The organism is Photobacterium sp. GB-210 (genome assembly GCF_003026075.1).
Lineage (GTDB): Bacteria > Pseudomonadota > Gammaproteobacteria > Enterobacterales > Vibrionaceae > Photobacterium.
In genome coordinates, this window is sequence record NZ_PYNU01000010.1 from 76,975 (window position 1) to 98,646 (window position 21,672).

Sequence of the window (21,672 nt, forward strand, 5' to 3'; positions counted from 1 at the left end):
AAAGAGCGCTCAATGAGCGCTCTTTTTATATCCGTAACAGCGTTTAGAACAGCTCTTCAGCCGTTTCTGTATCAAATTTTTGCTCTGATACCGCTTGCTGTACAGAGCGTGTCGGCTCAGTACCTTTAATGAAATACTCATACATTGAGCTTGCATCATTACGGTTTGACAGTTGACCTGTTGCACGGTCGATACGCACTTTTACAATATCACTTGGAATTTGCTTTTCTTGCTCTGGGGTATTTTTCAACGCCTGGCGCATAAAGTTAATCCATGCAGGTTGTGCAGCATTACCACCGAACTCACCACCGATTGTTTGGTTCTTACCCAGATTATTATTCCAGCTAGTGCGACCTAATTCACGGCGATGATCATCAAAGCCAACCCAAGTCGTTGCCACAATATTTGGGCCATAACCTGTGTACCATGCATCCTTCGCGTTATTGGTTGTACCTGTTTTACCACCAATATCATGACGTTTTAGTACTCTTGCACGCCAGCCTGTCCCATATAGATGCCCTGGCTCACCCCAAATGTTACTGTTGAGCATTTCACGTACAAGGAACGCATTTTGCTCGCTGATCACCTCTGGTGCGTAGCGAACGGGTGGCATAGATATTACTTTTTCAAGATCTGCCGGCGTTGGTTTTTCTGTTTCAGTCGGCGCTGTGGTAGTTACTGTTTTAGTTGCCGTAGTAGATGCTGTGGTATCTGTTGATTGATCGAATTTATGATCTTCAACAGCAGTTGCCATTGCCACTTGCATCTTCGCTTGTGGATTTTTAGCTTGGCATGCATCGTTACAAACAATGGCAGGATCAGCGTAGTAAATTAACTGGTCATCATTGTTATCAACCTTGTTAATTAAGAACGGTTCAACAGCATAACCACCATTAGCAAATACAGAGTAACCTTGTACAAGTTCCAGTGGCGTTAAACTACCAGCACCAAGCGCAATAGGCTCTGCGCGAGGTAAATCTGCACGTTTAAAACCAAAACGAGTAAGATAATCAATGGTGAAATCCAGCCCAGCAATACGTAGTGCACGAATTGCCATTACGTTAATTGAGCGAGCCAAGCCGATACGAGCACGGGTTGGACCACCGTATTTACCATCAGCATTCTTAGGACGCCATGCCGTACCTTGCCACTTATCCCACTTAGTAATTGGCGCATCATTAATGAGAGTTGCAAGGGTTAAGCCTTTCTCTATGGCTGCAGAGTAAATAAATGGCTTAATACCAGAGCCGACCTGACGAATAGATTGCGTTGCACGGTTGAACTTACTTCGGGTGTAGTTAAAACCACCGACCATTGCTAACACGGCACCATTTTCGGGTGACATTGCAACAAAAGACGTATTTGCTGCAGGAACTTGGCTAAGTAGCCATTGATTCGTGGTGACTGTAGCACCGCCTGTTTTATCACTCACAACATTTTGGTTATGTTGAACCCAAATTTGTTGACCTGCAGTAAGAATGTCGCTGGCTTTTTGGGGAGCGGGACCCTGACTTGAGTCAGAAAGGAATTTGCGAGCCCATTTCATACCATTCCAATCGATAGTGGCAATATCACCATTTTTAGTCACGATAGCTGCGGTTTTACCATCAACTTTCGTTACGACAGCAGGGATAAGTTTGCCATAGATAGGCTGATCTTGAAGTTTATTTACAATTTGATTGGCATTTAATGCCGGCTGTCCTGGCTTCCAAAGAACCGCTGTAGGACCACGGTAACCATGGCGTTGGTCATAACTTAGCAGGTTGTTTACTGCGGCTTGCTGGGCATCAAGCTGAAGTTTGCTATTGATGGTCGTATATACCTTCATGCCTTTTTCATATGCAGCCGGACCATAGCGATCCACCATCCATGCACGAGCACGCTCTGCAACATAAGGTGCGTAAAGTTGAATTTCTGCGCCATGATAGTGAGAGACTATAGGTTCAGCGCGCGCAGCATCCATTTGTGCTTTGGTGATGTAGCCCTCTTCAAGCATACGTCCTAAAACAACATTACGACGAGTTGTTGCTCGGTCAATGGAATAAATTGGGTTCATTGTGGATGGCGCTTTTGGCAGGCCCGCAATAACTGCAATTTCAGATAACGTTAGTTGATCAACGGTTTTACCGAAATAGACTTGCGCTGCTGCACCTACACCATAAGCGCGATAGCCGAGGTAAATTTTGTTTAAATAGAGATCAAGAATTTGATCTTTAGTCAGTAGCTTTTCAATATGAATAGCAATGAAAGCTTCTTTGATTTTACGCATGATTGTCTTCTGATTGGATAAGAAGAAATTTCGTGCGAGCTGTTGAGTAATAGTACTGGCCCCTTGACGAGCAGAGCCTGATGTCAAGACGACAAAAGCTGCACGGGCAATACCGATAGGATCGACGCCTGGGTGCTCATAAAAACGACTGTCTTCTGTCGCAATAAAAGCTTCCTGCATGAGAAGAGGAATTTGATCTAATTTAAGAGGTATACGTCGCTTTTCACCAAACTGTGAGATCAGTTTACCATCTTCGCTATACACCTGCATCGGTGTTTGCAGCTCGACATTTTTTAACGTTGCTACATCTGGAAGGTCAGGCTTTACATACAGGTAAAAGCCAAAAATAGTACCAACTCCAAGAATTATGCAAATTAATGCAAGTATTAGTAATCGCTTTATGAACTTCACTTGAGATTTCCCGTTACGCCATCGTGCTAATTGTCATTATCCATTATCTTTTAATTACTAGTATAAAGATAACAAAAAGAAAATTAATGCCGTTGATGGTGTTTATTCGAAATAGTTTGTTTTTTCGCCACATGGGAGCATAACACGGATGTTTCGGAACCCATTAAGTATTGGGGTAGATATTGGTAGCCATAGCATAAAAGCTGTGGCGCTACAGCAGAAAAAAGATCAGTTTGAATTGGCTGCATACGCTGAAGTTGAATTAACCAAATCGGTAATCAATGAACAGCATAATGTAAATGCGACAGCGCTGTTGTCAGCAATACGTCAATTAAAGAAACAACTGCCGTGGCAAGCCAAAAACGTTACTTTAGCCTTACCTGATAGTGCTGTTATCAGCAAAGTTGTTCAACTCGATACCAGTCTCAATGAAGATGAGGCTGAGTTTGCTATCGTCCAAGCATTGGGCGCTGCGTCCCCTTTTCCTGTCGAAGAGTTGTGGTTTGATTACTTCCCCATGGTGAGCGAACGTTTCTCAGAAGCTGCCACTACAGCACCATATCAAGTCTTTGCTTCTCGTAAAGAAACCATCGATAGCCGCGTTACTGTTTTAAAGAAAGTTGGCTTTAAACCAAAAGTCGTTGAATTACAGACCAACGCATTGTTATGGCTAACCGAATATTTAGCTGAGATAGGCAGCCAGTATACGCAGTGGGGACTGGTTGATGTCGGTAAATGCCACACAGAATTTTGCATGAAACCGGAAGGTAGCAATGCTTACCACCGTGAAATTCGCTTTGGTACTAGTCAATTTGAGGATTCACCATATCAACAAGAAGCTGAAGAAGAGAATACTGTTGAGCGTTTTACCGAGCAATTTGCTGAACAATTAAAACGCCAAATCCAGCTTTATAACTCAACACATCCTCGCTGTAGCATTAAAGGGTTATGGCTTGCTGGTGGTTGTCAGTCCTTGATTTCAGATGCGCTATTAAAGCAGTTAGTGGGACTAGAGGTTGTTTGGATCAAACCGTTTGAACATTTTAGCCAGCCGAAGAAAGTGACATTACCGAGTGATATGTCGAGTCAATATGCTGTCGCGACCGGATTAGCGTTACGGGGGATGGCATGATCGATAAATTAAACCTTCTGCCATGGCGTGAAGAACGTCGTAAGCAACATAAACAGCGTTTTATTGGGCTTATGGCTTCTGCGGTGTTGGTTGCGTTTTTAGCGAATTATGGGGTAGTTCAATACCTAGATTTGCAGCAACAACAGCAACAAGCCCGTAATGACCAATTTCAACAGGAAATTGATTTACTCGAAAAACGATTAGCCTTTCTACCTAAGTTAGAAGAGCAGCGTAAAGCGATTCAGCTGAGGCTAAACGTGATTGCTGATATTCAACAATCACGTAATCGCGCAACGCAGTTATTGAATCAATTACCGAATGTTGTACCTGGCGGTGTGTATCTTGAATCATTAAATTTGAACTCACAACGAGTCGGCATTAAAGGGGTGGGGGATTCTAACGGTCACTTAGCCGCATTACTGGGTGGGGCAGAGCAATCTAAATGGTTCATTAATGTTGATATGCATTCATTGGTGACAACCAAAGGTAGTCAGTCTGAACAGCTTTCTCAGTTCAATGCTTCTTTTGATTTAACTGTGCCTTCTTTTGCGCAACCAAAAGTAAATAAAGTCGCAAAAAAAGACATTAATAAGGGGAAGTGATATGGCTGATTGGCAAGAACTTGAATTAGATGAAATCACTGAATGGCCTTTGCTGCCTCAATGTATTGTGGCAACGGTCTTGGCTGTGGCGTTAAGCGCGTTTGGTTATTGGTATTGGGTTAGCCCTAAAAATGATCAGCTTGAGCAAATGAAACAAAAAGAGCAGACCCTTAAGTCCCAGCTAGTCAGTCGAGCTTCACAAGTCGCTGCACTGCCTCGGGTTAAAGAGCAAGTTGCAGAATTAAACCGTCGTTACAATGAAATGATTGAGCAGTTGCCGGAAGAGCAAGAACTAGCGAGTTTGCTCGCGGGAATTAATGATATCGGTGTCAACAATGGTTTGGTGTTTCAATCAATCAAATGGGCACCCAGAGTTGAGCACGAGTTATATTACGAATTACCTATCAATATGCAGTTGACGGGGAATTACGAGCAAATTGGTAAGTTTGCGGAAGCTATTGCGAGCTTGCCTCGTATTGTGAACTTAAACAATGCTGAGTTAAGTCGCGTTAAGCCGTTAGGTCAGCCTGATGAAACCTTGTCTTTGAAAGTCTCTGCAACGACCTATCGTTTCAAGACACCAAGCCAAGAAAAGAACAATAGTGATGAGGGCTAAGCTATGAAAAAAGTAGTGTGGTTATTACCTATTGTTATTGGTTTAGTGGGGTGTCAGGCCAATGATGATTCTGTCGCAGAGTTTATCGCAACGACCCATAACGAAGCAAAAGCGCGAGTTAAGCCTTTGCCTGAGCCTTTTGTCTTTGAGGCTGAAAAGTTTGTAATGACCAGCAAACGAGTACCGTTTGTTAAACCAATTCCAGAGCAGTTGCTGGCCAAGAAAGAGACGGGCGAGTGTTGGCAACCACAACTTGATCGTCAACTCAGTAAACTTGAAAACTTTGCGTTAGAAAAACTCTCAATGAAAGGGGCAATTGGAAACAAAAAGCAACTTTGGGGACTAGTTTTTACACCTGAAGGCGACTTGATGAAAATTAAGCCCGGTCAATATATTGGTCTTAATCGCGGCAAGGTACTTACAGTTAGCGACAAAGTAATTGAAATCGAAGAAACATTACCAGATGGCAAAGGATGTTGGCTTAAACGACCGACTAAACTGGCGCTAGTTCAGCAGTAATCAAGGATAAGTTATGAAAGGGAATGTGTGGATGTTAAGCCGCCAGTATCTAGCAACACTTTGGCTGTTATGCTGTGGGGTATTAGCTTTTCCGAGTGTTGCTGCTATACCTGCAGCTGGAATGATTGATAATCAGATTCAAGCTATTGATTTTCGTCGTGATGGAAAAGGACGAGGGGTATTAACCGTTCGTTTAGATAAGCCGCAGTCGTTAGTTGATTTACGTCGTAATGGTAACAAACTGCAGTTAGATATTTTTGATACTGTACTTAAAGATGACATGATTTATACGCTTGATGTCGTTGATTTTGCAACGGTTGTTAATAGTATAGAAACTATGCGTGTATCGAACGGTGCGCGCTTAATTTTCACTATGAAAGGCAGTTACGATTATGATTACAATCTTCGTGGTAAGCGTCTTGAAGTGATCATTGAAAAGCGTGTGAAAAAAGCGGTAAAAGGCACCAGCTCTAACGCCAAGATCAATTACAAAGGCAAGCCGATTTCAATTAACTTCCAAGATATCCCTGTGCGTAATGTTCTGCAGCTAATTGCTGATTATAACGACTTTAACTTGGTTGTCTCGGATTCGGTTAGTGGTAATGTCACGCTACGTCTTGATGATGTACCTTGGCCGCAAGTGTTAGATATTATTCTGCAATCAAAAGACTTAGATAAGCGAGTGCGTGGTTCTGTGTTATTGGTTGCCCCTAAAGCGGAACTCACAGCAAGCGAACATCAGGTAATGGAAGCGAAGCGTAAGCAACAAGAGTTGTTGAGCCTGCGTTCTGATTTGATTCAAGTGAACTATGCGAAAGCAACAGACATTGCAGAGCTTTTAAGCGGCAGTACTGATGGTGTTGGGATGCTCTCTGAACGTGGTTCATTGCATGTTGATGAGCGTACCAATGCACTTATCATCAAAGATACCCCTGATAATATTCGTAGTATCAAAGATATTGTGTCATCACTTGATATTCCGGTTAAGCAGGTACAAATCGAAGCGCGTATTGTCACCATTAATGAAGGTGATATTGATGAGCTTGGTGTGCGTTGGGGGGTCTCGAAAGTGAATGGCGATACCACTGTTGGCGGTTCAATTGAAGGTAACTTAGCAAGCTCTGGCTTATTGGGTGAAGATGCAAGCGTTGATGATTTTCTTAACGTTAATCTAGGTGCTGGCGCAGGTGCCGCTTCAATAGCGTTCCAGGTTGCAAAGTTAGGTAATATCTTACTTGATTTAGAGCTATCGGCGTTACAGACTGAAAATAAAGCAGAAATTATCTCTAGTCCTCGCTTGATGACCACTAATAAGAAGACGGCGTATATCGAGCAAGGTACAGAAATTCCGTATTTAGAAGCGTCATCCAGTGGTGCAACATCGGTATCGTTTAAAAAAGCAGTACTGAGCTTAATGGTTACACCACAAATTACACCGGATGATAAACTCGTGTTAGATCTTGAAGTGACTCAAGATAACAAGGGTGAAGATGTCCCTACCGGTACGGGCACTGCGATTTCTATTGATACTCAGCGTATTGGTACTCAAGTACTGGTAAATAATGGCGAGACAGTGGTTTTAGGTGGTATTTACCAACACAGTATGACCAACGTGACACGTAAAGTACCGTTATTGGGTGATATTCCAGTATTAGGTGCATTATTCCGTCATAAAATGGAACAAATGGGTAAGCGTGAATTACTTATCTTTGTGACACCTAAAATTGTTATTCAGTAGTCTTTACTGGTAATCAACAAACCTTAAAAATTTAGCTACACTGTTATAGCAGCGGATGGATCCTTATTAAATTAGTTCCATCCGTTGTTTTTTTGGACTATATAATTATTATTTTGCCATATTCATGCTCAGCAATAGCGGAATTACAAGGTTATTACGATTGACCTTAGACCGCTGCTGAGCCATTATGGCGACCTCTTTGGGTAGGACAGGCATAATAAAATACTGATTAGGAGTGACTAGCGCTTGCAATGTAGCTATCAGTCCTGAGATAATTTTCTGTCTTATCACGAATTATATGTGAGGAACTTGGCGCCTCGGGCTTATTAATTAAATAGAGCCTGCGGGTGGTGTCGTTTTATTAACCGCGCGTAAAATTGCTAAAAATGGCTGAAAAACGAAATATTTTCTTGGTCGGCCCAATGGGTGCCGGCAAAAGCACTATTGGTAGACACCTTGCACAGCAGCTGCATATGGAATTCTTTGACTCAGATACAGTTATTGAAGAACGTACAGGTGCTGATATTAGTTGGGTCTTTGATGTGGAAGGTGAAGACGGGTTCCGTGTTCGCGAAGAAGCCGTTATCGACGATCTAACACAAGAGCAAGGCATTGTTCTGGCAACAGGTGGTGGTTCTGTTAAAACTAAAGAGAACCGTAATCGCCTTTCTGCACGTGGTATCGTAGTTTATCTAGAGACGACTATCGAGAAGCAACTTGCTCGAACTCAACGCGATAAAAAGCGTCCTCTACTTCAAACTGATACGCCTCGTGAAGTGCTGGAAGCACTTGCAGAAGAGCGCAATCCATTATATGAAGAAGTCGCTGACTACGTTGTTCGCACTGATGATCAAAGTGCGAAGGTAGTGGCGAACCAAATCATCAAAATGCTAGAAGAGCGTTAATCAACAAAAAGAGAGAAGCTGACCATGGAACGGATCAATGTCAATTTAGATGACAGAAGCTACCCTATTTCAATTGGCGCCGAGTTGTTTTGCAACTCGGCGTTGTTTGCATCTGCGATTCCTGCGGGAAAGCGGGTGGTAGTGGTCAGTAACGAAACTGTTGCCCCGCTGTATGCACAGCAGGTAATGGAAACCATCAGTTCATTAGAGTGCCAAGTGGCATTACTTTCTCTCCCTGATGGTGAACAATACAAAACGTTAGAGACTTTTAATCAAATCATGACTTTCTTACTTGATGGTAATTATGGTCGTGATGTTGTGATTGTAGCGCTCGGTGGCGGTGTCATTGGTGATGTCGTGGGCTTTGCTGCTGCAAGTTATCAACGTGGCGTAGATTTTATTCAAGTACCTACAACATTACTTTCTCAAGTGGACTCATCTGTTGGCGGCAAAACCGCAGTGAATCACCCATTGGGTAAAAATATGATAGGCGCTTTTTATCAGCCCAAAGCGGTAGTGATTGATAATCACTGCTTACAAACCCTACCTGAACGTGAGTTTGCAGCGGGAATGGCTGAAGTGATCAAGTATGGCATTATTGCCGATCACGACTTTTTTGTCTGGTTAGAAGACAACATTGAACGCTTACAAGCACTCGATAACGATGCATTGTGTTATGCCATTGCACGTTGTTGTCAAATTAAGGCAGATGTTGTTGCGGCTGATGAAAAAGAATCAGGTGTACGAGCTTTACTTAATCTCGGTCATACATTTGGTCATGCGATTGAAGCAGAGATGGGCTATGGTAACTGGCTGCACGGCGAAGCGGTGTCGGCAGGCACAGTACTAGCGGCTAAAACTGCGGCAATACAAGGCCTTATTAGTGATGACGATGTAGCGCGAATTATTCGACTGCATGAGCGAGCAAAGCTACCGGTAATCGCACCTGAAACAATGGGCTTCGATGATTTTATTAAGCACATGATGCGTGATAAAAAGGTATTATCAGGCCAGCTACGATTGGTTCTACCGACATCCATTGGCAGTGCTGAAGTCGTGTCTAACGTGACACATGAAGTATTGCGGGATGTGATTAATCACTAAGTCGTGGTTATTCATGCGTAGCACACTAGAGGCAAAAAACTTGGATCTGGATAGCCAGATCCAGTTGCTCTCTCGAGTACAATTTATTACTCGATTTAGCTCTCATCTTATTTTATTGAATGGTACGCAGGGCTCAGGAAAAACATGGCTTGCACATCAATACCTCGAAAACTATGCCCAACATGCTGAACAAGCATTGCTGACGTGCACAGATGATCAAACACTGCTGCAACAACGAACACTGCTACTGCAACAATTTCATTCAACTCCGATGTTTAACGAGCAAGACTCGTTAAGTCAAAGTGCTGAGCATTTACTGCCTGAAAAGATCAACTTCATTATTATTATTGATAATGCACACTTTTTGGCGCCTGAATTACTTACTGAATTATGGGCACTGGTTCGTCAAACAGAAATGCATTCTGGTTGGCAAATTAATGTATTGCTCTTTGCTGATCCTAATGCCATCACTCAGCCATTCGGCGATATTGTTCGTACAATAGGGCCGGCCTTACTTGAGTTAGAAATTAGTGAATTAAGCCCTAATGAAATTAGTCAGTTTAGCGAGATGTTACTCAATGATGAGCAGCTTGGAAGTCAGCACCGACGAGATATTAAGTCACGATTAGCTAGAGTTGAACCTCGCCCTGGTGCATTACAACAATTACCACAACAGGACGTGACTGCGATGAGTCAAGGATCACGACGTTTACCCCCGGCGCAACTGTTAATAGGGTTGATTGCCATAGTGTGTATCAGCATTGTGGGATGGTTTGGATTTAAGGCATTACAAGGCACAAAGACAACAAAAGTTACGTCTGGTGAGACTTTTCTTGCATCTAAGGCTGAGCCTATTGTGGCCGATACCATCGAGAGTACAGGTATCGTTATTGATGAAACGCCATTACCAACAGAGATCCATAGTGAAGGGCTGACGGTGGGACGTGCTGAAAATGAAGCGCAACGGGTAGTTGTACCATCACCACTGATTGATGCGATACTTGATGAGCAACGTGTTGGTGGTACAGGCGAAAGTGCTGCCAAAGAATTTACCCAAGAGGTGCTAGACGTACCTGCTCAAAGTGAGCCTGTTATATCTGATGGTGTAGCGACACAGACTCGTCAGCAAGCTACTACAGACAATGCAGTAACACTCAAAGATGAGACTGACGTAAAAGCCCAAAGCACGTCAGCGACTAGTATTAAGTCACATGATTCAAGCGCTTTACCTGCATCTGCTGTTAAGATAACAGAGCCCAAACTAAAGCTCTCTGCAACGACAATGATTGCAAAGTCAGATGGTAAACCGCGACTGCCGAAAAAAGAGGGGGCTGTTCAAACGCCGATTAAGCTTGCTAATACGGCCTCTATACTCGCGATAAATAAAAGGCATTATGCTATTCAATTGTCAGCTTCGATGAGCTGGAATGAAACTAAAGCCTTTGTTGAAAAGAATAAAATCCAGTCTTCTGCTCGTATTTATAAAACACGTCGAGACGGCAAAATATGGTTTATTGTAATTTCGGGTGATTACACAACAGCGACTCGGGCACGCTCGGCAATAAAAGCCTTACCGAAGCAATTAAAAGCGTTAAGCCCGTGGCCTAAATCATATCGAAAAATTCAACAAGAAATAGAACGTTGAAAATAAAGCCATGAGGGCAGTTATTTACGTGAATTGGTATCGGTAGAGGGTAGAAATGAGGTACAATCCGCGACCTTTCGTGACAATATTGCTAGTGTTGGTGGGTTTAGCTTAATGAAAAAGCATCGTGCATTCCTAAAATGGGCTGGGGGTAAATACTCTCTCGTTGAGGATATTAAACGACATCTACCGCCTGCGCGTAAATTGGTTGAGCCTTTTGTTGGGGCGGGGTCGGTTTTTCTTAATACCGATTACGACCATTACTTATTGGCCGATATCAACCCTGATCTGATCAATCTTTATAACATCCTCAAGCATGAGCCTGAACGCTATATTGAAGATGCACGTAAACTTTTCACGCCTGAATACAATAATAAAGAAGCGTATTTGAAAATTCGTGAAGAATTTAATGCGAGTGATGATCCGTATTTACGCTCATTGTATTTCTTATACATGAACCGCCATGGTTTTAACGGCTTATGTCGTTATAACAAAAAAGGTGGCTTCAATGTGCCGTTCGGCTCGTATAAAAAACCTTATTTCCCTGAAGCTGAAATGTATTATTTCTCGGAAAAAGCAAAACGAGCTACGTTTGTCTGTGAAGGTTATCTCCAAACATTTTCACGCGCGAGAAAAGGGTGTGTGGTGTACTGCGATCCGCCTTATGCGCCATTATCTAGCACGGCTAATTTTACCTCTTATTCAGGTAATGGTTTTAGCTTAGATGATCAAGCCACCCTTGCTGATGTTGCAGAAAAAGCGGCAGCAGAGCGAGATATAGCGGTGTTGATTTCTAACCACGATACAGCACTAACGCGTCGTTTATACACAGGAGCAGATCTTTCTGTGGTTAAAGTAAAACGTACCATTAGCCGCAATGGTAGTGGGCGCAATAAGGTCGATGAGCTGTTAGCTTTATTCTCTGTTTCAAGCACAGAGCAGGCGCCCGCGTTTGCTTCTGAAGAAGAATAATTAGATCGCCGTTGCCCATTGCGCAACGGCAATGATTGCCATAATCATTGCGCCAATAACTACAATCCCCGCAACAATAAATGACCATGGGCTTGATTGTTTAAAATCATGCTGCCGATTATTATCTGATTGAACGCCAAATAACGCCGCTAACACACTCACAATAACTTGTAATGGTGTGCTTTTCTTTGACTTAGCTATATTCATCTAGCCTCTTCTTCTTCCCCTTTTTACTGAGTGTAGTGGCTTGTCTCATCATTTTGATCAACTGAAGTAATAAATAAATCCATTGGGACAATATTTCACGGTTCGGGTAGAATTATGGCAATTTATTGAGCTTGGTTTTCCAAGTATCAGGTTTTGTGTATCGAAGAGAGGCAAGTACATGAAGGACTTCTTGATTGCTCCATCTATCTTATCGGCTGATTTTGCACGTTTGGGTGAAGACGTTGACAAGGTGTTAGCTGCGGGTGCAGACGTTATTCACTTTGATGTTATGGATAATCATTACGTGCCTAATTTAACGTTTGGTGCGCCTATCTGTAAGGCTCTTCGTGACTACGGTATTACCGCACCGATTGATGTGCATTTAATGGTAAAACCGGTGGATCGCATTATTCCTGATTTTGCTAAAGCTGGCGCAACAATGATCACGTTTCATGTTGAAGCGTCAGATCATGTTGACCGTACTTTACAACTGATCAAAGAGCATGGTTGTAAAGCGGGTGTGGTTTTTAATCCGGCAACGCCACTTCACCACCTTGATTACATTATGGATAAAGTCGATATGATTTTATTGATGTCAGTGAATCCTGGCTTTGGCGGTCAATCTTTTATTCCATCAACACTTGATAAACTACGTGAAGTTCGTAAACGTATTGATGCATCTGGCCGTGATATTCGTCTTGAAATTGATGGTGGCGTGAAAGTTGATAATATTCGAGAAATTGCAGCTGCTGGCGCAGATATGTTTGTCGCGGGCTCTGCCATTTTTAATGAACCTGATTATAAAGTCGCGATAGACAAAATGCGCGCAGAATTAGCTGAGGCTAAATGCTAATGGTATTTGAAAACATCAAGTTTATAGCGTTTGATTTAGATGGCACATTACTCGATAGCGTACCTGATTTAGCAGATGCTGCTGATAAAACGATGCGTCACCTTGGACGAGAAGGCGTGACCGTAGAGCAAGTTACCACTTGGATCGGTAATGGTGCTGATATTTTAATTGGTCGCGCATTAAGCCGAAGTGTTGATGTCGATCCAACGATTGATCCAGAGCTACAAAAAGAAGCTCGCCAATTATTTGATCACTACTACGAGCTTGGCGGTCATGTAAAAAGTGCATTGTATGCAGATGTAAAAGCGACACTCGCTGCATTTCATCAAGCGGGTATGTCAATGGCGATTGTAACCAATAAACCGTCGCAATTTGTCCCGCATTTACTTGAAGAGCATGGCATCAGCGAGTATTTTGTTGATGTGATTGGTGGTGATACTTTCCCACTGAAAAAACCAGATCCTTATGCACTGCATTGGTTAATGGAAAAACACAATATTGCCGCGTCTGAGATGTTAATGGTGGGTGATTCTCGCAATGATATCTTGGCAGCAAAGGCTGCAACATGTCATTCGTTGGGTTTAACCTACGGCTATAACTACGGTCAGCCTATTGCAGATAGTGCACCTGATGTTGTGTGCGATCACTTCAAGCAATTAGCAAATGTGGTTAAACTAGGCGACTAGTACGTTCCAGTGTACACTGGCTAACAAAGTAAAAAGCGGGAGTATGCCTCTCGCTTTTCTATGAATAAGAAACTAACAGGATTGTCTGATCATGAGTAAACCCATTGTATTAAGTGGCGTACAGCCTTCTGGTGAATTAAGTATTGGTAACTACCTAGGTGCGCTGCGTCAGTGGGAACAGATGCAAGACGATTACGATTGCCAATACTGTGTGGTTGATTTGCATGCCATCACAGTACGTCAAGATCCTAAAGCGCTACATGAAGCAACATTAGATGCATTAGCGATTTGTTTAGCGGTGGGTGTTGATCCACAAAAGAGCACGTTATTTGTTCAGTCACATGTGCCGGAGCATGCTCAACTAGGCTGGTTATTAAACTGTTACACCCAAATGGGTGAGCTAAGTCGTATGACGCAGTTTAAAGACAAATCAGCGCGTCATGCGAATGATGTAAACGTGGGCTTATTCGGTTACCCAGTATTGATGGCAGCTGATATTTTATTATATGGCGCACATCAAGTACCTGTAGGTAGCGATCAGAAGCAACACTTAGAGTTAGCTCGTGATATTGCTACACGTTTTAATAATTTGTATGGCACAGAAGAAAGTCCAATTTTCCAAATTCCTGAGCCGTACATTCCATCGGTTGGTGCGCGTGTCATGAGCCTACAAGACGCGACTAAGAAAATGTCGAAGTCTGATGATAACCGTAAGAACGTGATCACTTTGTTGGAAGATCCAAAATCGATTCTTAAGAAGGTTAACAAAGCACAAACTGATGCAGAAACACCACCGCGCATTGCATTTGATACCGAGAACAAAGCAGGGATCTCAAACCTAATGGGTCTGTATTCAGGCGCAACAGGCAAGACGTATGCTGAAATTGAAGCACAATATGCAGGCGTTGAAATGTATGGCCCATTTAAGAAAGATGTCGGTGAAGCATTAGTTGCTATGCTTGAGCCAGTACAAGCTAAATACCATCGTATTCGTGCTGATCGTGCTTACCTTGATAGCGTAATGAAGCAAGGTGCTGAAAAAGCTTCTGCACGTGCGGCTGAAGTGCTGAAAAAAGCATACCAAGCGGTAGGCTTTGTTGCTCGCCCTTACTAACGAGTAACGATAGATAGATTAAGCAGGGCATTTGCTCTGCTTTTTTTATGGTTTGCGTTTCTAGTGATGTGTTGCACAATAGGGCGCAGAATAGAAAAGGTCGCTGTAGATATATGCTGTTAATTATTGATAACTATGATTCATTTACTTATAACCTGTATCAATACTTTTGTGAGTTAGGCGCTGAGGTTAAGGTTGTCCGTAATGATGAGATTGATCTCGCAGGTATTGAGTCGCTAGCACCCACCCATTTAGTCATCTCTCCTGGACCTTGTACCCCAAATGAAGCGGGTATATCACTACAAGCCATTGAATACTTCGCTGGTAAATTGCCTATTTTAGGCGTGTGCTTAGGCCATCAATCGTTAGCACAAGCTTTTGGTGGGGATGTGGTACGAGCAAGGCAAGTGATGCATGGTAAAACCTCTCCGATCAAGCATAATAATACCAGTGTGTTTGAAGGGTTAAATAATCCATTAACAGTGACTCGTTATCATTCCTTAGTCGTTAAACAAGATACGCTGCCAGATTGCTTTAACATTACAGCATGGACTGAGCGTGAAGGGGAACTTGATGAAATTATGGGGATCGCTCATAAAACATTGCCGTTAGAAGGGGTGCAATTTCATCCCGAGAGTATTCTAACGGAGCAAGGGCACGCCTTATTAGCCAACTTTCTTAAGCGCTAGATTTCGAATTAAATCGCGATTTTTATTATATTCCTGTCTTAAAATCGCGATATCAACCACACATATTCTATTTTTATATTTCCAACTCTCATTTGTTGAAATTGCAAAGCTATTCACTAGCATATTTCTCTGTGCTATTCATTTCCTGATAGGAAACACACCTTTTTGTCTTTGTTGGTTAATAAACTTGCCGAGATAACGCATAACTATGTCAGTTTTATTAAAAAAAGCATCGTTGCCAAAGAGCAAAAAAAATATTCTGCTATTGGCAAAGGTTAATAAAATGTAAATACTATGATTATAGCGTTATACACAGAAGGATAATGTGATGACTACAGAGCAAAGAGTAGAGCGTAATTTATTTGATGAGGTAATGGTACCTTGTTATTCACCTATGGCTGAGATCCCAGTACGTGGCAGTGGTGCGCGAGTATGGGATCAACATGATCGTGAATATGTCGATTTTGCCGGTGGAATTGCGGTGAGTTGTCTGGGTCATTGCCATCCAATTATGGTTAATGCATTAAAAGATCAAGCCGATAAGTTATGGCATTTAAGTAATGTGTTAACTAATGAACCTGCATTGCGTTTAGCGAAAAAACTCACTGAGTTATGTTTTGCTGACAAAGTCTTTTTTGCTAACTCGGGAGCTGAAGCTAACGAAGCGGCACTGAAATTGGCTCGCCGTTATGCGGTCGATAAGTTTAGTGCTGAAAAAGATCAAATTATTGCCTTTCATCAAGGTTTTCACGGTCGTACTTTTTTCACCGTTACTGTTGGTGGGCAAGAAGCTTACTCAGATGGTTTTGGCCCTAAACCTCAAGCGGTAACGCATATTCCTTACAATGACTTATCAGCTTTAGCTGAGATTATGTCTGAGCGAACTTGTGCGGTGATGATGGAGCCATTGCAAGGTGAAGGTGGTTTGGTTAGCCCGAGCGTTGAGTTTGTTCAGGGCGTGCGTGAGTTATGTGATAAGCACCAAGCCCTATTGATATTTGATGAAGTCCAAACTGGCAATGGTCGTACCGGTGATTTTTATGCCTATCAAGGTTTAGGTGTAACACCTGATATTTTAACGACGGCTAAGTCACTGGGTGGTGGTTTCCCAATTGGCGCAATGCTTACTACAACAGCATTAGCAGAACATTTAAAAGTCGGTACTCATGGTTCAACGTATGGCGGTAATCCGTTAGCGTGCGCTGTCGCAGAAGCGGTAATTGATGAAGTGAGTAAACCTGATGTTCTAGCTGGAGTGAAAGAACGTGAACAGTGGTTCCGTGAAGGGCTGACAGCGATTAATGCTAAATACCCAATTTTTGCTGAGATCCGCGGTAAAGGTTTACTGTTGGGAGCGTCTCTCACAGAAGAGTGGCAAGGTCGTGCACGTGACATTCTTGTTCAAGCTGGCAAAGAAGGCTTAATGATGCTAGTTGCAGGTACGAGTGTTGTGCGCTTTACACCATCGCTAGTGATTGAAAAAGCCGATGTGGATGAAGGTATGGCTCGTCTAGAACGCGCTATAGCAACACTCTATAACGCCGAGTAATTCTACTTTGCATTGCTGCTGGCAGTTGAGGAACGACTGCCAGTTATCTTATAAGACTTATTGTTATCCATCTAGTTAGTGGCAATAGTCACTACCTGCATCAGGAGGGAAGTCGATGCTGGTTATTCGTCCTATCATCGCTGATGATTATTCTGCACTCATGCAGTGCGCTGAAGAATCAGGTCATGGTTTTACTTCATTACCTGTTAACGAAGAAATGCTTCGTAACCGCATTGCTCATTCAGAGCGCAGCTTTGCCAAACATGTCGTTCGCCCTGAGGATGAAGGCTACCTGATGGTCGCTGAAGATACAGATACCGGCGAGATAGCAGGTACTACTGCCATTGAAGCGGCGATTGGCCTAGAAGCCCCTTTTTATAACTATCATCTAAGTACAGTGGTTCATGCCTCGCGCCGATTAGGGGTGCACAATACCGTACAGTTACTGACATTAGGTAATCACTACACCGGAGATACCGAGCTTTGCACGTTATTTTTACGTACACCATGGCGTGAAGGTTTAAATGGTCGTCTATTGTCTAAAGCGCGCTTTTTAATGATGGCAGAGCATCGTCATCGTTTCGCCGATGTGGTATTTGCCGAAATGCGCGGTGTTTCCGATGCAGAAGGGAACTCACCTTTCTGGCAATGGCTAAAAGATAACTTTTTCTCGATTGATTTTATTCATGCTGACTATCTAACGGGGATCGGAGCAAAAGGCTTTATTGCGGACTTAATGCCTAAACTTCCGATATACGTCAATTTATTGAGCAAAGAAGCCCAAGCGGTCATAGGTCAAGTTCATGACAATACGCGACCTGCATTACGTTTGCTAGAAAATGAAGGTTTTTCATGCCGTGGTTATGTCGATATTTTTGATGCAGGCCCGACGGTTGAATGTGATGTACGTAATGTTGAAACGGTTCGCCACTCAAAGCGTTATATCGTTGAAATTAACGATCATCAAAGTGAACAGCAGTGCCTAGTGGCGAATACATCATTTACTGATTTTCGTGCGGTTGCGAGCCCACTGGAAATCAATGATAAAGCGCAAACCGTGGTTATGACGCAAGAGGTCGCTGATACTCTCATGGTTAATACCGGTGAGCCTGTGCGCTTTATTGAGCTGTAAAACTACGAATATAAAGAGGGGAGAAAAGTATGAGTCAATGGATTGCGGGTCAATGGGTTGATGGTTTAGGTGATGAGATGGCATCGCTCAACCCCTTTACTGATGAAGTGATTTGGCAAGGCCGAGCCGCGACAAGTGAGCAAGTCTCGCAAGCGGTGAATGCCGCGCGTGAAGCATTACTTCAATGGCGTCATACTTCCCTTGTTGAGCGCCAAACCATCGTGGAAAAATTTGCTGAGCTGGTGAAAGCCAATAGTGAAAATATTGCCATTACGATAGCAGAAGAAACGGGTAAACCGTTATGGGAGACGCGAACAGAAGCAGGAGCAATGGTGGGGAAAGTGGCGATTTCTTTACGTGCTTATCATGAACGGACAGGCCAACGCGAGAAAGATATCGCAGGTACCACAGCAGTTGTACGTCATCGACCATTAGGGGTGATGGCTGTATTTGGGCCTTATAATTTCCCCGGTCATTTACCCAATGGCCACATCGTACCTGCATTGCTTGCAGGTAATACGGTGGTATTCAAACCTTCTGAATTAACGCCTAAAACAGCTGAAGTTGTAATGAAACTCTGGCAACAAGCCGGATTACCTGATGGGGTTATTAATCTTGTGCAGGGAGCTCGCCCAACTGGAGAGGCACTCGCCGCTTCAAAAGATATTGATGGTTTATTATTTACGGGCAGTGCCAATACTGGGCATATTCTACATCGCCAATTTGCAGGTCAACCGGGCAAGATGCTGGCATTAGAAATGGGGGGGAATAACCCGATGGTGATCTCCAATGCTTATGGTGATCTCAATGCTACCGTTTATACCATTTTACAATCTGCTTTTATCAGCGCAGGACAACGGTGTACTTGTGCTCGCCGACTATACTTACCCTTGGGTAGCGAAGGGGATGCGTTGTTGGCAGCTTTAGTGGAAGCAACCAAAGCGATTGTGGTCGATGGACCATTTGCCGAGCCTGCGCCGTTTATGGGGCCTCAAATCTCCCGCCAAGCCGCAGACAATATTGTGCAAACTCAACGACAATTAGTATCGCTTGGTGGCGAAGTATTGGTAGAGGCAAAGCGCGGACAGGGAGCGGTGGTTACACCTGGGATCGTTGATGTTACGAATATCGAAAATTTACCCGATGAAGAATACTTTGGCCCATTATTGCAGGTAGTGCGTTATCAAGATCTTGCTCAAGCCGTGTGTCTTGCGAACGACACCCGTTATGGCTTATCAGCCGGGCTTGTATCAACCGATGATAGTGAATGGCAATATTTTATTGATCATATTCGCGCGGGGATTGTAAATCGTAATCGCCAGTTAACGGGAGCGAGTGGAGATGCACCGTTTGGTGGCCCAGGAGCATCTGGTAATTTACGCCCAAGTGCTTACTACGCTGCTGATTATTGTGCTTACCCAATGGCATCAATGGAAGGTGAGGCAACATGCTTACCTGAGCAGTTATCTCCGGGTATTTCACTCTGAGACTAATAGGTTCACTGTATTACTTACAGTAAGGATTGTGCAGCATGGAACAATTATTTACCGCGTTATGGCAAGATTATACTCAGCGATTATGCCCTTCAGCGCTGAATATTCGGCAATTACTTACCGAAGATGCGCCACTTAGAAATGATCATATTGCGTTGCGTACCTTTGCACTACCTAAATGTGGTTTAGCAAGATTAGCGGCTCCATTTATTGCGGTAGGTTATAAACCCAAAGGTCGATATCATTTCAAAGCGAAAAAGTTATATGCAGAGCACTTTGAACATCCCGATCCCGCTGCGCCTAAAGTATTTATTAGTGAACTGCAATTAGGATTATGTTCAACAGAGTTACAAACAGAAGTACGTCAGCTTGTCGATCAAGTTGATGATGCTTATTTTGCTGATCCTGCTTTTCTTTCTCAAGGTAAACCATGGCAATTAAGCCGTGATAGTTATCAGTTTTTAAATGCAGAAAGTGAATATGCAGGGTGGGTGGCAGCGCATGGTTTTGGTGCTAATCATTTTACTGTTGATATTAATCAGCTTGAGCAATTTAATGAAATTTCTGAAGTGAACCATTTTCTCGAATCAAGTGGTTTTGACATTAATCAGGCGGGAGGTGCGGTAAAAGGCGATCCTACTGTGATGTTAGAGCAATCAGCAACCATGGCTGATAAAGTCATGGTCACGTTTTCTGATGGTGAGATGTTGGTCTCTGGCGGATTTTATGAGTTTGCTAAACGTTATTTACAGCCAGATGGTGAGATTTATACCGGGTTTGTAGAAGCTTCGGCAGATAAGATCTTTGAAAGTACTTATAACTCTTGAACAGTGTAAACAATGCAATAAAAAGCAGCCAATCGGCTGCTTTTTTAAATCTGTTAATTATCGAGGGGCGATCCCCAAATACCACTGTCTTCAACAGGACAGCGACGTAAACCTGTTTGCTGTTCTAAATAACAACGACGGTCACTAAAGCCTGTCATCTCAATAGTTGTAGGTTGAGGAGCGATAGCGCCAGGTACAGTGGTGTAGCTATTCGGGGCAAAACGTTCAATATCCATATAAAAACCAAAAAAAGATGAAGTCCATTCATTGCTTGAATTTAGCATTTAATTTGAGCAATACAAGTTAATTAATGGCATTAATGACACACTTTTTAAAGGTATTTATGGGGGGGGATTATTAATCAATAAGAAATAAAAAAGCCGCAACAGTGTGCGGCTTTTTTCGTACGGTTAAAGACGTTAAAAATTAACGCGTACCGTAAACAACAATCGTCTTACCGTGAGCAGAGATTAGGTTCTGCTCTTCAAGCATTTTCAGAATACGACCCACTGTTTCACGAGAACAGCCAACAATTTGACCGATTTCTTGACGAGTGATCTTAATCTGCATGCCATCAGGGTGCGTCATTGCATCTGGTTGTTTTGCAAGATTTAGCAATGTCTGTGCGATACGACCTGTAACGTCTAAGAATGCCAAATCACCTACTTTCTGGCTTGTCACTTGTAGGCGACTTGCCATTTGAGCAGATAAGCGCATCAGAATATCAGGGTTAACCTGAATTAACTGACGGAATTTTTTGAATGAAATTTCTGCTACTTCACAAGGACTTTTCGCACGAACCCAAGCAGTACGCTCTTGATCTTCTTCGAATAAGCCAAGCTCACCAATAAAGTCACCTTGGTTTAGGTAAGAAAGGATCATTTCCTTACCTTCTTCATCCTTGATTAGTACAGCAACAGAACCCTTCACAATGTAGTACAACGTTTCTGCTTTCTCACCTGCGTGGATCAGCGTACTTTTCGATGGGTACTTGTGAATATGACAATGGGAAAGAAACCACTCTAAAGTTGGATCTGTTTGCGGTTTACCTGGAACCATATTACTAACTTCCTCTGCATTTGTTGCCCAACAGCATTGGTTTCTTTTCTAACTTTTATCACGAGAAAAAAAACTGCCTACTGATAGGGTATCCATTCAGCCGCTGGGCTGCAAGCTAACTTGAATAAGTTAGAGTGTATCCTTTTTCTG

The 21,672-nt window shown here is 42.9% G+C and carries 21 protein-coding genes; 17 read left to right on the forward strand and 4 right to left on the reverse strand.

The features are described from left to right. Window positions 1–43 precede the first annotated feature (43 nt). A complete protein-coding gene (locus tag C9J38_RS13145; RefSeq protein ID WP_107207491.1) occupies window positions 44–2,680 on the reverse strand; it encodes a penicillin-binding protein 1A in 2,637 nt (878 codons plus the stop codon). A 148-nt stretch (window positions 2,681–2,828) separates the two neighbouring features. Here C9J38_RS13145 and pilM point away from each other — a divergent pair, with 148 nt between their 5' ends. The 9 genes from pilM to dam all read left to right on the forward strand — a co-directional run bounded on the left by pilM (window position 2,829) and on the right by dam (window position 11,913). Next, complete coding sequence (pilM, locus tag C9J38_RS13150) at window positions 2,829–3,812, forward strand: type IV pilus biogenesis protein PilM (protein WP_107207492.1); 984 nt, start codon at window positions 2,829–2,831, stop codon at window positions 3,810–3,812. Further along, the gene (locus C9J38_RS13155; protein WP_107207493.1) at window positions 3,809–4,414 is read left to right on the forward strand and encodes a PilN domain-containing protein; all 606 of its coding nucleotides are present in this window, start codon (window positions 3,809–3,811) and stop codon (window positions 4,412–4,414) included. Before pilM ends, C9J38_RS13155 begins: the two co-directional genes overlap by 4 nt. A 1-nt stretch (window position 4,415) precedes the next feature. Next, a complete protein-coding gene (locus C9J38_RS13160) occupies window positions 4,416–5,030 on the forward strand; it encodes a type 4a pilus biogenesis protein PilO (RefSeq protein WP_107207494.1) in 615 nt (204 codons plus the stop codon). Window positions 5,031–5,033: 3 nt separating this feature from the next. Continuing rightward, the gene (locus C9J38_RS13165; RefSeq protein ID WP_107207495.1) at window positions 5,034–5,549 is read left to right on the forward strand and encodes a pilus assembly protein PilP; all 516 of its coding nucleotides are present in this window, start codon (window positions 5,034–5,036) and stop codon (window positions 5,547–5,549) included. Between the two features lie 31 nt (window positions 5,550–5,580). Next, window positions 5,581–7,287, forward strand: a complete 1,707-nt coding sequence (locus tag C9J38_RS13170; RefSeq protein WP_107207522.1) for a type IV pilus secretin PilQ — start codon at window positions 5,581–5,583, stop codon at window positions 7,285–7,287. A 386-nt stretch (window positions 7,288–7,673) separates the two neighbouring features. Further along, on the forward strand, window positions 7,674–8,192 hold the full coding sequence (gene aroK, locus C9J38_RS13175) for a shikimate kinase AroK (RefSeq protein WP_105061105.1): 519 nt from the start codon (window positions 7,674–7,676) through the stop codon (window positions 8,190–8,192). A 24-nt stretch (window positions 8,193–8,216) separates the two neighbouring features. Then, window positions 8,217–9,296, forward strand: coding sequence for a 3-dehydroquinate synthase (gene aroB, locus C9J38_RS13180; protein ID WP_045083869.1), 1,080 nt, complete (start codon window positions 8,217–8,219; stop codon window positions 9,294–9,296). Window positions 9,297–9,309: 13 nt separating this feature from the next. Then, a complete protein-coding gene (locus C9J38_RS13185) occupies window positions 9,310–10,941 on the forward strand; it encodes an AAA family ATPase (protein ID WP_107207496.1) in 1,632 nt (543 codons plus the stop codon). 114 nt (window positions 10,942–11,055) lie between these two features. After that, window positions 11,056–11,913, forward strand: coding sequence for an adenine-specific DNA-methyltransferase (gene dam, locus C9J38_RS13190; RefSeq protein ID WP_107207497.1), 858 nt, complete (start codon window positions 11,056–11,058; stop codon window positions 11,911–11,913). Here the strand turns inward: dam and C9J38_RS13195 are convergent, their stop codons facing one another. Continuing rightward, a complete protein-coding gene (locus C9J38_RS13195) occupies window positions 11,914–12,120 on the reverse strand; it encodes a DUF2970 domain-containing protein (RefSeq protein ID WP_107207498.1) in 207 nt (68 codons plus the stop codon). Window positions 12,121–12,298: 178 nt separating this feature from the next. On the opposite strand from C9J38_RS13195, the gene rpe reads away from it, so the two are divergent. The 8 genes from rpe to C9J38_RS13235 all read left to right on the forward strand — a co-directional run bounded on the left by rpe (window position 12,299) and on the right by C9J38_RS13235 (window position 20,463). After that, complete coding sequence (gene rpe / locus C9J38_RS13200) at window positions 12,299–12,973, forward strand: ribulose-phosphate 3-epimerase (RefSeq protein ID WP_005371819.1); 675 nt, start codon at window positions 12,299–12,301, stop codon at window positions 12,971–12,973. Next, entirely contained in the window at window positions 12,973–13,659 is a 687-nt protein-coding gene (locus C9J38_RS13205) for a phosphoglycolate phosphatase (RefSeq protein ID WP_369917542.1), read from the forward strand. The genes rpe and C9J38_RS13205 overlap by 1 nt, the downstream gene beginning before the upstream one ends. A gap of 91 nt (window positions 13,660–13,750) precedes the next feature. After that, complete coding sequence (trpS, locus tag C9J38_RS13210; protein ID WP_107207500.1) at window positions 13,751–14,773, forward strand: tryptophan--tRNA ligase; 1,023 nt, start codon at window positions 13,751–13,753, stop codon at window positions 14,771–14,773. A 113-nt stretch (window positions 14,774–14,886) separates the two neighbouring features. Next, window positions 14,887–15,462 carry an aminodeoxychorismate/anthranilate synthase component II gene (locus C9J38_RS13215; RefSeq protein ID WP_107207501.1) on the forward strand — a complete coding sequence of 192 codons (576 nt, stop codon included), beginning with the start codon at window positions 14,887–14,889 and terminating at the stop codon, window positions 15,460–15,462. A 328-nt stretch (window positions 15,463–15,790) separates the two neighbouring features. Continuing rightward, entirely contained in the window at window positions 15,791–17,011 is a 1,221-nt protein-coding gene (locus tag C9J38_RS13220) for an aspartate aminotransferase family protein (RefSeq protein ID WP_107207502.1), read from the forward strand. A 115-nt stretch (window positions 17,012–17,126) separates the two neighbouring features. Next, window positions 17,127–18,143, forward strand: coding sequence for an arginine N-succinyltransferase (gene astA / locus C9J38_RS13225; protein WP_107207503.1), 1,017 nt, complete (start codon window positions 17,127–17,129; stop codon window positions 18,141–18,143). Window positions 18,144–18,172: 29 nt separating this feature from the next. Next, window positions 18,173–19,630, forward strand: a complete 1,458-nt coding sequence (astD, locus tag C9J38_RS13230; protein WP_107207504.1) for a succinylglutamate-semialdehyde dehydrogenase — start codon at window positions 18,173–18,175, stop codon at window positions 19,628–19,630. Between the two features lie 44 nt (window positions 19,631–19,674). Beyond that, a complete protein-coding gene (locus C9J38_RS13235; protein WP_107207505.1) occupies window positions 19,675–20,463 on the forward strand; it encodes a DUF1338 domain-containing protein in 789 nt (262 codons plus the stop codon). A gap of 53 nt (window positions 20,464–20,516) precedes the next feature. On the opposite strand, the gene C9J38_RS13240 is transcribed toward C9J38_RS13235, so the two are convergent. Together C9J38_RS13240 and crp are read right to left on the reverse strand one after the other, a co-directional pair. Further along, window positions 20,517–20,699 (reverse strand): hypothetical protein, encoded by a 183-nt coding sequence (locus C9J38_RS13240; RefSeq protein WP_008988108.1) that lies wholly within the window; start codon window positions 20,697–20,699, stop codon window positions 20,517–20,519. Between the two features lie 190 nt (window positions 20,700–20,889). Beyond that, the gene (crp, locus tag C9J38_RS13245) at window positions 20,890–21,522 is read right to left on the reverse strand and encodes a cAMP-activated global transcriptional regulator CRP (protein ID WP_005371802.1); all 633 of its coding nucleotides are present in this window, start codon (window positions 21,520–21,522) and stop codon (window positions 20,890–20,892) included. Window positions 21,523–21,672 lie beyond the last annotated feature (150 nt).